19 protein-coding genes and 1 pseudogene are annotated in these 12,144 nt (G+C 61.0%); all 20 read right to left on the bottom strand.

Features of this window, described 5'->3' with window-relative positions; genetic code table 11:
- Positions 1 to 16: 16 nt before the first annotated feature.
- The 20 genes and pseudogenes from ACFWY5_RS29665 to ACFWY5_RS29570 all read right to left on the bottom strand — a co-directional run bounded on the left by ACFWY5_RS29665 (position 17) and on the right by ACFWY5_RS29570 (position 12,053).
- Complete coding sequence (locus ACFWY5_RS29665; protein ID WP_379635766.1) at positions 17 to 523, bottom strand: hypothetical protein; 507 nt, start codon at positions 521 to 523, stop codon at positions 17 to 19.
- Positions 524 to 639: 116 nt separating this feature from the next.
- Positions 640 to 858, bottom strand: a complete 219-nt coding sequence (locus tag ACFWY5_RS29660; protein ID WP_379635764.1) for a hypothetical protein — start codon at positions 856 to 858, stop codon at positions 640 to 642.
- Positions 845 to 976: a hypothetical protein gene (locus ACFWY5_RS29655; protein WP_379635762.1), complete on the bottom strand. Its 132-nt coding sequence runs from the start codon at positions 974 to 976 to the stop codon at positions 845 to 847. The genes ACFWY5_RS29660 and ACFWY5_RS29655 overlap by 14 nt, the downstream gene beginning before the upstream one ends.
- Before the next feature lie 10 nt (positions 977 to 986).
- Positions 987 to 1,136: a hypothetical protein gene (locus ACFWY5_RS29650; RefSeq protein WP_379635760.1), complete on the bottom strand. Its 150-nt coding sequence runs from the start codon at positions 1,134 to 1,136 to the stop codon at positions 987 to 989.
- Positions 1,129 to 1,263 carry a hypothetical protein gene (locus tag ACFWY5_RS29645; protein ID WP_379635758.1) on the bottom strand — a complete coding sequence of 45 codons (135 nt, stop codon included), beginning with the start codon at positions 1,261 to 1,263 and terminating at the stop codon, positions 1,129 to 1,131. Before ACFWY5_RS29645 ends, ACFWY5_RS29650 begins: the two co-directional genes overlap by 8 nt.
- A 25-nt stretch (positions 1,264 to 1,288) precedes the next feature.
- Complete coding sequence (locus ACFWY5_RS29640; RefSeq protein ID WP_379635756.1) at positions 1,289 to 1,498, bottom strand: hypothetical protein; 210 nt, start codon at positions 1,496 to 1,498, stop codon at positions 1,289 to 1,291.
- A gap of 11 nt (positions 1,499 to 1,509) precedes the next feature.
- Positions 1,510 to 3,567 carry a ribonucleoside-triphosphate reductase, adenosylcobalamin-dependent gene (nrdJ, locus tag ACFWY5_RS29635; protein ID WP_379635754.1) on the bottom strand — a complete coding sequence of 686 codons (2,058 nt, stop codon included), beginning with the start codon at positions 3,565 to 3,567 and terminating at the stop codon, positions 1,510 to 1,512.
- 3 nt (positions 3,568 to 3,570) lie between these two features.
- A complete protein-coding gene (locus tag ACFWY5_RS29630) occupies positions 3,571 to 4,305 on the bottom strand; it encodes a hypothetical protein (RefSeq protein ID WP_379635752.1) in 735 nt (244 codons plus the stop codon).
- 9 nt (positions 4,306 to 4,314) lie between these two features.
- Positions 4,315 to 5,067, bottom strand: coding sequence for a metallophosphoesterase (locus ACFWY5_RS29625; RefSeq protein WP_379635750.1), 753 nt, complete (start codon positions 5,065 to 5,067; stop codon positions 4,315 to 4,317).
- Positions 5,068 to 5,217: 150 nt separating this feature from the next.
- The gene (locus ACFWY5_RS29620; RefSeq protein WP_379635748.1) at positions 5,218 to 5,550 is read right to left on the bottom strand and encodes a hypothetical protein; all 333 of its coding nucleotides are present in this window, start codon (positions 5,548 to 5,550) and stop codon (positions 5,218 to 5,220) included.
- A gap of 26 nt (positions 5,551 to 5,576) precedes the next feature.
- Entirely contained in the window at positions 5,577 to 5,801 is a 225-nt protein-coding gene (locus ACFWY5_RS29615; protein ID WP_379635746.1) for a DUF3310 domain-containing protein, read from the bottom strand.
- Entirely contained in the window at positions 5,788 to 6,384 is a 597-nt protein-coding gene (locus ACFWY5_RS29610; RefSeq protein ID WP_379635893.1) for a hypothetical protein, read from the bottom strand. The genes ACFWY5_RS29615 and ACFWY5_RS29610 overlap by 14 nt, the downstream gene beginning before the upstream one ends.
- 52 nt (positions 6,385 to 6,436) lie before the next feature.
- A pseudogene (locus tag ACFWY5_RS29605) lies at positions 6,437 to 6,625 on the bottom strand (CHC2 zinc finger domain-containing protein); the annotation flags it as partial.
- Positions 6,597 to 6,977 (bottom strand): hypothetical protein, encoded by a 381-nt coding sequence (locus ACFWY5_RS29600; protein ID WP_379635744.1) that lies wholly within the window; start codon positions 6,975 to 6,977, stop codon positions 6,597 to 6,599. The pseudogene ACFWY5_RS29605 and the gene ACFWY5_RS29600, both read right to left, overlap by 29 nt.
- A gap of 123 nt (positions 6,978 to 7,100) precedes the next feature.
- The gene (locus ACFWY5_RS29595; RefSeq protein ID WP_379635742.1) at positions 7,101 to 7,403 is read right to left on the bottom strand and encodes a hypothetical protein; all 303 of its coding nucleotides are present in this window, start codon (positions 7,401 to 7,403) and stop codon (positions 7,101 to 7,103) included.
- The gene (locus tag ACFWY5_RS29590) at positions 7,400 to 8,269 is read right to left on the bottom strand and encodes a DnaB-like helicase C-terminal domain-containing protein (RefSeq protein ID WP_379635740.1); all 870 of its coding nucleotides are present in this window, start codon (positions 8,267 to 8,269) and stop codon (positions 7,400 to 7,402) included. Before ACFWY5_RS29590 ends, ACFWY5_RS29595 begins: the two co-directional genes overlap by 4 nt.
- Positions 8,270 to 8,839: 570 nt before the next feature.
- A complete protein-coding gene (locus ACFWY5_RS29585; protein ID WP_379635738.1) occupies positions 8,840 to 9,634 on the bottom strand; it encodes a RecB family exonuclease in 795 nt (264 codons plus the stop codon).
- The gene (locus ACFWY5_RS29580; protein ID WP_379635736.1) at positions 9,631 to 9,864 is read right to left on the bottom strand and encodes a hypothetical protein; all 234 of its coding nucleotides are present in this window, start codon (positions 9,862 to 9,864) and stop codon (positions 9,631 to 9,633) included. The genes ACFWY5_RS29585 and ACFWY5_RS29580 overlap by 4 nt, the downstream gene beginning before the upstream one ends.
- Positions 9,865 to 9,972: 108 nt before the next feature.
- Positions 9,973 to 10,449, bottom strand: a complete 477-nt coding sequence (locus tag ACFWY5_RS29575) for a hypothetical protein (RefSeq protein ID WP_379635734.1) — start codon at positions 10,447 to 10,449, stop codon at positions 9,973 to 9,975.
- A gap of 245 nt (positions 10,450 to 10,694) precedes the next feature.
- Entirely contained in the window at positions 10,695 to 12,053 is a 1,359-nt protein-coding gene (locus tag ACFWY5_RS29570; RefSeq protein WP_379635732.1) for a hypothetical protein, read from the bottom strand.
- Positions 12,054 to 12,144: the final 91 nt, after the last annotated feature.

Genomic DNA, 12,144 nt, shown 5'->3' with positions numbered 1-12,144 from the left:
AGGGCGGAGCTAATCGCTACTTGGTCCACTGGAAGAAGTCACAAGCCTCGGGGTCCTTCCAGTCATCGATCTTCTTCTGACACTTCCATGCCTTGCACTGCTTACCGGCCTGACTCTTCCACTCGTCGTAGCCAGCAGGCTCACCGCAGTTGCAATCAGGGCCGTTGGTGGGTGGCGGGGTGGATGCACGACGCTGAGGAGCGGTCTGCCGCTGACCGCCGACAGGTCGACCACCACCACCGGCCTTGGCGGCGGGGCCGTAGTACTCGGCGAACTTCTTCGCCGCCTTGCTGGTCAGCTCGAACAAGCCCTCTGTCTCCGCCTCGGTGACGAACTGGCGGTACTCCGCGGCCGAGCCAGCTCGCACCACGAGCCAGGGGGCATCAAAGCCACCCCCGGCCTTGAAAGTACCGGTGTAGGGGGCATCGCTGTCGCTGCTCAGGGTCTTGCGCTCCTTCGGCGTGGTGGTCTGGGCTTCGTCGGCAGGCTCGTCAGCAAAGGGGTCAGCAAAGGGGTCAGACAAGGGCACTCCTTACCAGTGGGTGATCATGAAAATGAGGGCGATGAGCTGCACGATAAAGGAGAAGAAGAGCAGGCAAACCTTGATGCAGCCCGCGAGGAGGTTCTGATCGTCCTTGCTCACTTGAACAGCTCCAGCACGTAGTCAGGCCGGACGGCCAGGCCGATCCGAAGGTCGTCGAGCAGCGACGTCAGGTTGAAGATGGCGTCATTGGCCTTCTGCGTCCGCACCTCGTTGCCGATTGGGTAGTAGGTGAGAACGGCAAGCAGGTCCGTGGCCTCCTGCTCGTTCATCTCCAGCGTGATCTTGCGGTCGGCGTAGGTGTCAGTGACCTTCAAGGCTCAACCCCTCCTCCTCGAAGTACTGAAGCAAGTCCTCATCGCTCCATCCGTCATCCTCAAGGCAGCACATGATCAGGTCGTTCTCGTAGAGGTGATCAATCGCCATGTCGATCATCCGGTCATGATCAGTCATCCAGGGTCAGCCCCTCGTCATCGAAGAAGGAAACAAGGTCGTCATCAGTCCAGCCGTCGCAGTCGCGGCAGCATGTGAGGTAGCCGTGGTCTTCGAGGTAGATCACCGCGGCCTCCGCCTTTGCCGAGTACTCGTCATTCACTTTCGGCGGCCTCCAGCTCGCGCCCGAGCTTCAGCAGCTCGGCGTCGGACATGATGTCGGTGAACACAGCACCATTGCCTTTCAGGTGGGCGCGGCCTCTCTCGATCAGCTCGGCCTCGTTCGGCATCGAGGCCGGCGAAGTACTCGGGTTCTTAGCGGGCATTGAAGGCAGCCTCCATCTGGGTCTTGAACAGGGTGTTGGTCAGGTATCCGGCCTTGATGTCGTCGAAGCCGACTTCGAGGAAGGCGTCGTATGCCTTCTTCAGCGCGCGAGCCGCTTCCGTGTACGGGTCATCCGGTGCTGCAAGGCCCAGGAAGAAGGCCACGTCCTTGTGGAAGCGCTCAGCGTCGAACTCGCCCATGTCTTCACTCCTCATCGGATTGGGCAAATGCCGTTGCTGCACTCTTCGTCGATCGAGTCGGCCACCTGGATCACGCGGTCTCGCGTGAGGGCATCAAACTCGTCGGCGCTGATGCGCTCGTAGGGGCTCTGGGGCCGGGAGACCTCGGGGAACACGGTGGTGCCCTTCAAGGTCGGCAGGAACTCAGTGAGTGTCGTTGCCAGAGCCCTCGGGTTGGTCGTCCCTGGGTCGATGTTGGCCGTGAAGCTCACGGCGTTGTCGGCCCAGTACTTCTGAATGGTCTCTTGGAAGCGGAACAGCTCCTCAGGGGTCAGCTCGTTAGCTGCCTCCACGATGCTGGCGTCGAGGCCAAGGGCCTCCACCTCAGCCACGAGCTTTTCCTTGGTCGGGATCTCCACGACCATCGTGTTGTCGGCGTACAGATCGGGCTCGACCTTGTACCCGTCCACTTTGTACTGCTCGACCCTGGCGACCTGGTCAGGGTCCAGGGTGGAGAAGCGGATGCGCCGGATGAAGTACCGAGAGAAGATCGGGTGAATCCCCTCGGTGACACCCGGCATCTTGGCGATCGTGCCGGTGGGCGCAACCGTGGTGACCTTGACGGGCTCGGGGATACGGAGCTTGAAGGCGTAGGCTCTGGCCTCGTCCCTTGCGGCCCACTTCAGGTGGTCAAGGATGTCCTTCCACTCCCAGTTGTCTGGGGCCTCGGAGTAGCGGATGCCCATCTTGGCCAGGGCTGATTGCACGCCGAGCAGGCCCACGCCGATGCGCCTGTTCTGGTCGAGAATGGCCCGGCTCTTCGGGTCGTTCACGTCTCCGAAGGTTGCTCGGATCAGGAATCGGACCATGATCCGTACAGCTTCAGTCGCCTCGGTGAGGTCGAAGAAGGGTCGCTCTTCGGTAGGGGCGAAGTAGTCGAGGTTGATGTGTCCCAGGTTGCAGGGCTCGAAGTCCTCAAGGCAGATCTCGCCACATGGATTGGTGGCGTCCACGTGGCCCAGTTCGCCTACCTGGCTGAGACTCTGGTTCCAGATGCCTGGCTCGCCGTTGGCCACCATTCCAGCGGCGATGCGTTCAAGGATTAGCGTCGCTTCGTCGCCCGACTCCAGCCGGTTGAGGAAATGGTGGTCGACGGCCACGCTGATATTGGTCGTCCAGTGCTGGGAGGGGTCTTCCTTGCACTTCAGGAACCATGAGATGTAGGGGTCATCCCAAGGCAGGATCGACATACGGGCGCTTCGCCGGTTGCCTCCGCTCACCACGCATTCGGCGATGTAGTGGTCAATCTGCATGGCCGCAGCCGGGTTCAGCGTTTCCCCGAACAGGATGCCCGTGGGAGCGCAGTGCAACTGGATGGTGCGGGCGACGTTGAGCAGCATCTTGGCCAGAGGGCCGGGGCCGGAGGCCACTCCCCCGAAGGTCTTGAGCCTGGCGCCCTTTGGGCGGACTCGGCTCACGTCGAAGACTCGAACCGGGTTGACCTGGTCGGACCAAGCCGACTCGATCACATCCACCAGGGCGTCAGCCCAGCCCTCACGGCTGTCTTCGACCTCCAGGTATGCGCCCTGGTAGTCGCTGTTGTAGATCTCGGAGAGAAGCCCCGCGGACTTCATCTCTTCGTAGTCCTGGTGGCCGCTGTCGCACACCACGTGGACCTCTACGGTCTGCCGGGCAGGTCCGTACTTGGTCAGGTTCGAGGTGGCGTAGTTGGCTCCTACTCCCCCGCCTTCCATCAGCCTCAGGAAGCTGAACCGGAAGTGCTCGGCTACTTCGCCGGCTGGCCAGCCGGATACCCAGCAGTTGTAGAGGTACTGCCGCCCCTTCACGCCCGAGGCCCACAGGTGTCGGCCAGCGGGCAGGGCGCCGAAGTTCTCGATCAGCTCAACGAGATCGAGGTATTCCCTGGTGTACTCGGCGATCGAGTCGTCTTTCCAGGGAATGAGGTTGAGGTTGCCGTTGACCGCGCGCCGAACCGTGTCGGGCCAGGTCTCCTTGGTGCCGTCTGGCTTGGTCCGGCTGTACGTACGGTTGTAAACGTCCTCGCCGGATGGTCCCCAGTTGATCGACAAGAGTTACTTGCTCCTCATCAGCTTGTGGTACGTGTGGACGGGGTCCTCACGGTCAGGACCCTCAAATCCGCCTTCGTAGCGGGTGATGAATTGCGCGTAGTCGTTGCTCATGGCTCGACGCGCGCCGGGGCCTTCGTGGTCCCATGGCGCCTGGCGTTTGTTGGCGGTGACGTATTCGTTGACGTAGTACGTCAGAAGGCGGACGGCCTTGGAGTGCTTGTTCTGCTCCGACTTGGTGAGGTTATCGCCGTCCCGGTATTTCTTCTGGATGACTGCGATGTGTGAGTCACGGAGCTTGGTGAGAGCGAATTCCAGGTCGAACATGTCGATGACGACCTTGGTTTGTTCGGCCCACTCCTCCAGGTCGTTCTTGAACTCGTCAACGTCGTCGTACTCAAGCCAGTCGGGCTGAGTGAGCCCGTTGGGCCACACCTCGGGTGAGTAGTAGTGCCGCAGCAGCTTCTTAACTTCCTCGCTGCTGTAGGTGTATTGGTCGGAGTAGTACAGGTAGCGGGATGACTGGTCCTGGCAGTAGCGGAATCCCGCTCTCTTCATGGCCCAAAAGAGCAGGCTGCCCCTCAGGTTTTCGTATCTGGCTGGGTTCTCAACCAGGTCGAGGAGGATTGCCCCGGCGATGTCGTCGGGCTCGAACTTGCGGTACGACTTGGCGACTGTTCGTCCGGCTGCTAGTGCGTCCTCCCAGTAATCGCCAGGATTACAATTAAGCAAGTGCCACAACTCCTAGTGCTATGCGGCCTTGCGGCCAAAGACATCTGACTCGACCACGAATGTGCCGTCCTTCTGGACGGGCACCGGCACAGGGGTTACCTTGCTGCCGTCCTGGTAGACCAGACCGAAGCCCTTCTGCCAGTTCCCCGCTCCGTGCTTGAGATAGCTGGCCTTCCGCATGTCCATGAGGTGTCCCACCTCCATACCGGTCCTGGTGATCACCTGGCCGTTGTATCCAACGGACTCGGACGACAGGGCCAGGCGGTGAGTGTGGCCGATGATGACGGACTTGCCGATCTTGTTGGCCGCGTTCTGCGCCGTGCGTCCCGCGATCTGGGACAGGCTGAACCCCAGGTGGCCGTGCGTCATCGTCCAGTCGGGAGCGAAGTCGTAGAAGCCCCTCACCAGCTCGATGCCGTGGCCGTCGAAGTCCAGCAGCTCGTCAAGGTCGAACGTGGTCGCCCCGCTCAGGGCTGGGGCGTACTTGTTCAGGTACTCAGCCGGCCTCTGATCATGGTTACCTTCGATGACCTTGAACGGGCCGCGGTACTTCGAGCGGATGTCCCCGAGGAACCTCTTGCCCGCCTCGGAATCCTTGTAGATGGACCCCTCGAACTCTCCTCGGGTGTCCTTGTTCCAACGTGACGGCTGGGGATAGTCCATCAGGTCACCAATGTGAACTACCTCATCCGGATACCAGTCATGGATGAAGCCGATGAGATTCTTGATAGCCCTGGAGTCATGATACGGGATCTGCGTATCACTGATCACTACAATTCTCTTCAAGCGCTAGCCTTCCAAATCGCCACCACGCTAGGCAGCAGCTTTACTGCATACTCGTAGCCGTATCCGAGTTCCAGAAGTTCCTCAAACATGGTGTGGACCGTGTACACGGGGTTAGTGTCTCGGCGGACAATTTCCTCAGGTGTCACCGTCGTCCTCCCGTTCAAAAAGACCGTTCAACTGCTCTAGGTCGTCGTCCCAGTCCGCCAACTCCTCAGACCAGCAGTAACCAAGTTCAAGCGCCAAGGTGTAGGAGTCGGGAAGGTCCGGGTCACGAATCACGATGAACCTGCCGTTTCGAGAGAACCCGTATTTGTTCTCTACGGTGCTTGCAGCTTCGATCAGTTCGGCCAGAACGCTGGACAGGTCCTCAATCGTGGGCTGATAGAGGCCCTTCAGCTCGCCATTCTTGGCACGCTTCTTGGCGTATTGCCAGCCTTCCATTGCGAAGATGGCCGCTACCTGATCCATGGATAGGTATAGCTCTCCAGTGAAACTCAGAGCGCACCCCATTTCTTGAACTTCTCAATAGCCCGCTGGAGGTACCAGATCGCCTTTTCGAGGTCTTGGACGGGATCTTGCGACTTGAGGCCCGCACGCCAGATGTACTTGACTGCGTTCCCCAGCAGGAATCCCATGTGCTCGGTGACCTGGATACACTCCACCCCGCTTGGGTGTTCGGTGTAGTGGGCAGGGTGGTTGACGGAGTCAGCGCTTTCCATTCACCCTGTCTTTCAGTCCTTGGCTGCCATGCTCAAGCCAGTACGTGTTCACGTCACCTCCGGTCATGGTGATGACGCGGACGTTATCCAGTTCGGTTTGAAGCTGCTCGCCCATCTTTTGCCCGGCCTCATCATCGTCGGCCAAGTGGTAAACGATGTCGTATTGCCGGAAGACGTACCGCCATTCCTTGCGCCAGGCATTCGCGCCCGGAAGACCCACGACGGGAAGGCCCGCCATCTTGGCCACACAGGCATCTAGCTCACCCTCGGTGGTGCAGATTCTTGGGTAGGCGGGTACCAGGTCAGCCGCGTTGTAGAGCCGAGGCATGTCGCCCGGCACGGTCAAGTACTTCGTGCCGGTGCCAGCCAGGTTGCGGAATCTGATCGAGGTGACAGATCCGTCCGGGGTCAGGTATGGGATCGCCAGGCAGCCCCGATATTTCTCATGGTTCGCCGAAGGGCTTTCGACGTACCCAAGACGGAAGTGCTGAATGACTTCTCTCGTCAGCCCCCGACCCACCAAATACTCTTCGGCGGGGCTGCCTTCTAGTGCCTCGTGGTACTTCCGAGAGCTGCTTTCCAAGTAGCTCCTCAATGAATCGGATGGCACTAGACCAATCACATTTCTCCTCCTCTCTTACGAGTGAGATGGCGTTCCCCTTGCGCCCGCAAGCGTGGCACTTGAAGCCGTAGCCGTTCGTGCCCGCGCTCGCGGTGTCGTCGTCATGGAAGGGGCAGCGGATCTGCCTCCACTTATTAAGTGCCACATTGTCGAGAGCAAATCCGCCGTAGTGTTCAAGAATCGGCTGGATCGGGATGTCCATGGAACTTCACAAGCATTTCCCGGTAGAGCCACATGGGGACGACGGCCAAGCCTTCTCCCGGAGTCGCCTTCCGGCGCTTCAGGAAGATGACCCACTCCAGCTCGTCGGCGTTCTCCGCCTGCTGCTCCGCGTCGTCGGCGGTCTTCCAGATCGACAGGCGCTCAACGTCCTTGCACTGGGCGATCAGGGGAAGGCCCGTGTCAATGTCGCCTTGGTCGGCTCCGCCGTGGCGCTGGCCGTTGCGCTGCCACGAGTACCCAACGGCGTTGAAGTACTTGCAGACCTCGAACTCCCAGCCGTACCCCTTGCGCTTGTTGGCGCGGTTGCGCTTCCTAATGGCGGGATCGGTCACGGTTGCTCCAGTACCGGTCAACGGCAGCGCTCAGAACGCGCTCGATCCCGTACACGTCGATGCTCGGCTGATAGTTGTCGTAGCTGTAGGGCTGCTCACGTTCCCAGAGATCGGCGAAGGTCATCACTCACCGGCCTCGGCAGCAGTGCGGCCCGCCTCATACCCGGCGTTGTAGCCGTCGTCATAGTCCTTCTCGGCGTCCCACTTGCCGTCGCTGTAACCCGTGTCAAAGCCCTCGTCGTGACCGGACTCGTAGCCGTCGTCATAGCCGATGTCGCGGCCCGTCTCGTAGCCAGCTTCCACGCCTTCCTCGAAGGAGTGGAGGAGAGCGGCGCCCAGCTCGTCAACGTCGAGCGGTAGCGACAGCTCGTAGCGCATGCTCTCGTGCTCGAAGGTGACACTGGTGTCAGTGATGTCGTACTTCAATTCATCTCCTCAAGCATCCGACGAAAGTCCTCGTCGGTGGTTTCAAATCCGGGGGCCTTGTCCGGATCCCGGATGGTCATGGTGGAAAGGTCGCAATACAGGGGCACCACGAACTTGCCGGAGGCCGAGGCGCGTCCTCCTCGGTTCTTCACGATGGCGACGCCGAGTTCGCTCGTGCCGTCGCCGTAGGGGTCTTCCTCGCGGTAGAGGGTGAGGATCAACTGGGGGATCTTGGCGACCTTGCCCCTGAGCCCGCTTTGGGGAATCGGCTTGTCGCCGTTCTCCCACTCCCCCACCACGTGATGCAGGACGATCACGCACGCCTGCGTCTTGCGCGCCAGATCCTTGAGCCAGCCAAGGATGTTCTCGGCGACCATGTAGGACTCTCCGCCCATGTCGTCGGCGACGACATCACGCAGGTTGTCCACCACGATCACTTCGGGGAAGCGCCCGAAGACGTAGGCGTAGGCGAAGACGTTCGACTCGATGTGATCCAGGTTCGGATTGGCGTCGTAGTCGAATCGCAGATGACCTAGGCGTTCGGCTAGCGCCCGGTCGTACTCGGGTACTTCGCCGGCCTCCATCCGTTCGAGTACTTCCGTGAGGGAAGTACCGGTCAGGATCGAGTAGGCCCGGCTGTATTGCTCCGACTCATCGGAGTCGGCTGAGAAGTACAGTCCGCGGGCGCCTGCCTTGATGGCCAGCGTGGCGGAAAGTACAGACTTCGCGCCGCCTGGTGCTGCGGCGATCAGTGCGAGTTGCGCTCGTCTGAAGTGGACACCATTGGCCGCCAAGGTTTTGAAGACCGTTGGCAGCGGCGTTCCGGCGTCCTTCGCTCGCGCCCTTGCGCGGGTGATGTTCTGCACTACGCCACCGCAACGTGTCGGCGGTGCCGTCCCCTATAGGGGAGGGCTGGTCCTCTATAGGTGTAGATCTTCGCAGGGCGCCCAGCGCCCGCTAGGGGGGCGCGCCTCTCAACCTCAACCGTCCCGAGGTAGGCGATCATGGCAGCAACCTCGCTGGCCCTCAGGCCGTATTTGCGAAGGATTACTGTGGCGGGAACCCCGTGATTTCCGTGACTCCGAATGAACCGTTCAAGCCGCCGAGCTTGGGCATGGTCGATCATGTACCTCCGATCTGTTCTCTCATCAGAGCATTAGTTAGCTAATGAAGTGCCACTTCATGTGCAGGCCCACCCCGCTCACGGGGCTCGATGGCGAGTCGATCGACCTGCACTGCGTGCACTGTTGAGTTTTCAAGCTGCGTCCGCGTTCAAGCTTCTCGGCTCACTGCCTCGCCGTTCCGCCCTGGCGGCGTGTCCCTTCATTTAATGAAGTGCCACTTGCCTTCAAAATCTGACCCCTTGTCGGGGCCTTCCCTCTCGGACACTTCTCAAAGTAGTGGCACTTCATCACTTTGTCAAGTGCCAGAATCGGCTAGAAGAAGTCGGGGCAAGATCGCTGAACCGAGCAGAACCTACAGTTCTCGTTGCTCGGAGCAGCCAGGTAGTAGCCCAGCTTCTCGGCTGCGTCCATCTCCTCGTACCGCTCGACCAGCCTGTCAAGGGAGATCACAGCGAGGTCCACCGGAGCCGATGGGCCGCCCTGCTTGCACAGGAAGTAGTCCCCCCACTCAACGACCTCGCCAAACAGGTACTCAACCGCGTGAGCGTAGGTCTTGAGCTGGATGTGTTCATGCGGTTCGTTACCGGTCTTGAGGTCCCGCACAACGATCATGCCCGTCTCGGTGTCCTCCATGATCATGTCGATTTTGCCAGTAACCCACACCGATCCGAACGGCACCATGAACTCCACCTCTGACGCCGGATTGCCGTCAGGGAGTCGCCACGGCTGTAGCCGGTCATCCATCGAGTACTCCATGTAGGTCACAAGCTGTTCGGCACCGAGCACCCGCCGATCCTGGATGTCCTTCACCGCGGCTTTGCGGCCACCTCGGAACCACTCATGTACCTGAGGCCATTCCTCCACAGCCTTCTCGTACTCCTGATCCCAGATCAGCTCATACACCTCAAGTACTTCGCCGGCCTCGGCTGCCCGATCGGACTTCTCCCAGAACTCCGCGCCGCCGTGGACCGCAGTGCCCTGGATCGTCCACGCTGCTTTGATCTGGGGTACGCGCTCCAGCCGCTCCAACTCGTATCGTTTACCGCAGGCCGCGTACGCGAGGAGCTGCGAAGTACTCCGCCTCCGCTGCCGGGTGGGGATGCTCATGCTGTCGCCTTTCGATAGATGCGGACCGTGAGTCCGCCAGCTTGCTCAAAGATCAAGGGGTTCTCCTCCAAGCACTCTTCCGGGATGTAGTCGAAAGCGGCATCAACCTCCTCGGGGTCAGCGTCGGCTGTGGCATGCAGCTCGTATACCTCCACCCCACCGTGCTCCCTTCGGAGCAGGGCGACACCTTCGGCCTTGAAGATCTCCACCGTGATCAGAGCCGCGTCCACGTGGAGAATTTCTCGGGGCATTTATCGCTTCCTCACTGGAAAAAGGGCCAAAGAGACCCGCACCCAGACCGGTGGGTGCGGGGTCAGTACTTCGGGGTGTGCTCCTGGTCAGTCGCGCCGAACGGTCCTGGGCTTCTTCATGGGCACCGAGGGCAGCAACTCCAGCAACTCCTTGAGCCGTCCCGAGCCTTCGTCGTCGGGGATGAGCTTCCATCCCCCGTCCTCAGAAAGTTCGGTTCCCTCGTACTCGGGGTCGTAGTCGATGTCCCACCCCTGGTTCACAAGCTTGGTCGCCCAGCGAATCGCGGTGTTCAAGCTCGGGGCTGGTACATCGCCGCCCTGAGCCGCCCTGGACATCAAACGGAGGTACAGGGTGGGGCCAGACCTGGAGTGCTCCATAGTGAGCCTCCACGGGATGAACTGGCTGTGATCGTAGGTGTCCTTACTCTCAAGCCCGTACCGCACTCGGGTCCGGGCGATCGTGCGCAGTCCGACGCCCAGCTCTTCGGCCATCTCCTTGTTGGTCTTGCCTTGAGCTATGAGCCGTTCTAGATCTGCTCGGCTTACCTTCTCGGGTGCTGGCATGGTGGTGGCGTCCTCGCGGTCTGGTGGCTAGGCGGAGAAGTGTGACTTGGTAAGGGTCACGCCCTAACTGATGGCCACGATAGCCGCAGGGTTGTGGCACTTGTCAAGTTAATGCACCGGCCACCTCATTCTTGAACCGTCCGAGCTGACCGCTAGCCCGGCATTGACGGTGTGTAGTCCACCAGAGGAGATCCGAACTGTCCAGCAAAGCCGTTGCGCTCGTGCAACGGGGACAATTTCGCAGGTCAGCGACCTAGTATGCCCTGGCTCTGTGCGCCGGAATCCGAGACGACCCATGGCCCGACTACGACCACGCCGTTGCTGTGCGTGTCCACGTCGTTGACGACGATGGGCTCTTCGAGTGTCTGCGTAGCGCTCGGCGTCGCCTCGGACGTGGGGGACTCTGTGGGCTCCGGTTTGGCGCAGGCGACCACAACGAGGGGGCACGCTTCAGGCTCCGTAGGCACCGCCGTGGGGAGAACTTCCTCAACGCTCTGCGTGGGCGTTGGACTCGTCTCCGCTGTCGGCGTGGGTTGAGGAACCGGTGTCTCCACCGCCGTTGTCGATGGCGTTGGCAAAGGCGTCGAGGGTGGGAGCACGACCGGAGGGGGCGACGGCGTTGGATCAGGATGCTTGCTCCCCTCGGGGGTGGGCTCCGTAGTCACCACGGGCGTAGGGGTTGGCTGCTGATTCGGCTTCTCGGTCGGGGGCGCCTTGATACTCGTCGCCACCGATGGCAGGACAGCCAACGGAGGTGGCGAGGTGGTCGCCTCGCTACTCGGCGAAAGTTGAACTGTGGGTTCTCCAGCCTGAGGTACTTCTGTTGGTACTTCGGTGGGTACTTCGCCGGCCCTCGGAGGGACGTCCACAGTTCTCGACACTTCGGGGTCGACCGGTTCTTGTACCTCCTTGCCTGAGACCACGAACGCGGAGATGGGTACGGAGATCTGTTCCACGACGGTGTTGGCAACCGGTGCCGCAACGATCGCCACGCCCATGGCCACCGTCACTACCTTCTCGATGGGTACTCCCTGACCGAGCTGGGCAGCGGGTTGGAGTACCGAGGCCGCGGCGCTTTGCGCTGCGACGTAGGTGTTGGTCCAGGCCCGCTTGACCCCGGCGAGAGTAGCCGCCGTCGCCGCCACGGCCTTACCAAGGATGACCACAGGGATCACAAGTAGCCCCGCCGCAGGGTTCCGCAGCGCCTCCGTAAGCCATTCACGTAGCCGGGACCGTTTGTAGGCGGCGGCCTTCCGCTCGAAGGCAGTCGCGTCCGGGTCCTGGATGATCTCGTCGTACTTCGCCAGTCCTGCTTGGACGATGTCGTTGATCGGGACAACGTTGTCAGGCGTGGTGCGCGCCTTGCTGACCATGCGCGAAACCGTGGACTTGTCCCGACCCCAAAGCTGGCTCAGCTCCGAGAGCTTCATCTCCTCGTTGGCGATGGCCTGGCCTGCCGATGCCCCCAAGGCCCGCTTGGCAGCTTCAAGAGCTTCCTCGTGCCGCCGGATGATCGCCGTCAGGTCCTCTGTCGCGGCCCGATAGTCCGGGCTCGCCGCAAGTACCTCGATGATCTCTTCCAGATCGGGATTACGGCCCAGCACTGCCCCCACCTCTCGAACACGTGTACGAACACTAGCAGTTGCGACATTCGTGAACAATGGTGACTAAGCGGACTCTTGAGGCCCAAGTCGA

Origin of the sequence: Nonomuraea sp. NPDC059007, from assembly GCF_042740555.1 — a bacterium.
GTDB lineage: Bacteria > Actinomycetota > Actinomycetes > Streptosporangiales > Streptosporangiaceae > Nonomuraea.
The sequence above is the reverse complement of the archived record's forward strand: the minus strand, read 5'-3'. Positions and strand labels throughout refer to the sequence as shown.

What these genes read in the sequence shown, in the direction of transcription:
- ACFWY5_RS29655 (WP_379635762.1), bottom strand. Translation starts at nt 976, where the DNA reads ATGATCGACATGGCGATTGATCACCTCTACGAGAACGACCTGATCATG.
- ACFWY5_RS29645 (WP_379635758.1), bottom strand. Translation starts at nt 1,263, where the DNA reads ATGCCGAACGAGGCCGAGCTGATCGAGAGAGGCCGCGCCCACCTGAAA.
- ACFWY5_RS29640 (WP_379635756.1), bottom strand. Translation starts at nt 1,498, where the DNA reads ATGGGCGAGTTCGACGCTGAGCGCTTCCACAAGGACGTGGCCTTCTTC.
- ACFWY5_RS29620 (WP_379635748.1), bottom strand. Translation starts at nt 5,550, where the DNA reads ATGGATCAGGTAGCGGCCATCTTCGCAATGGAAGGCTGGCAATACGCC.
- ACFWY5_RS29615 (WP_379635746.1), bottom strand. Translation starts at nt 5,801, where the DNA reads ATGGAAAGCGCTGACTCCGTCAACCACCCTGCCCACTACACCGAACAC.
- ACFWY5_RS29585 (WP_379635738.1), bottom strand. Translation starts at nt 9,634, where the DNA reads ATGAGCATCCCCACCCGGCAGCGGAGGCGGAGTACTTCGCAGCTCCTC.
- ACFWY5_RS29575 (WP_379635734.1), bottom strand. Translation starts at nt 10,449, where the DNA reads ATGCCAGCACCCGAGAAGGTAAGCCGAGCAGATCTAGAACGGCTCATA.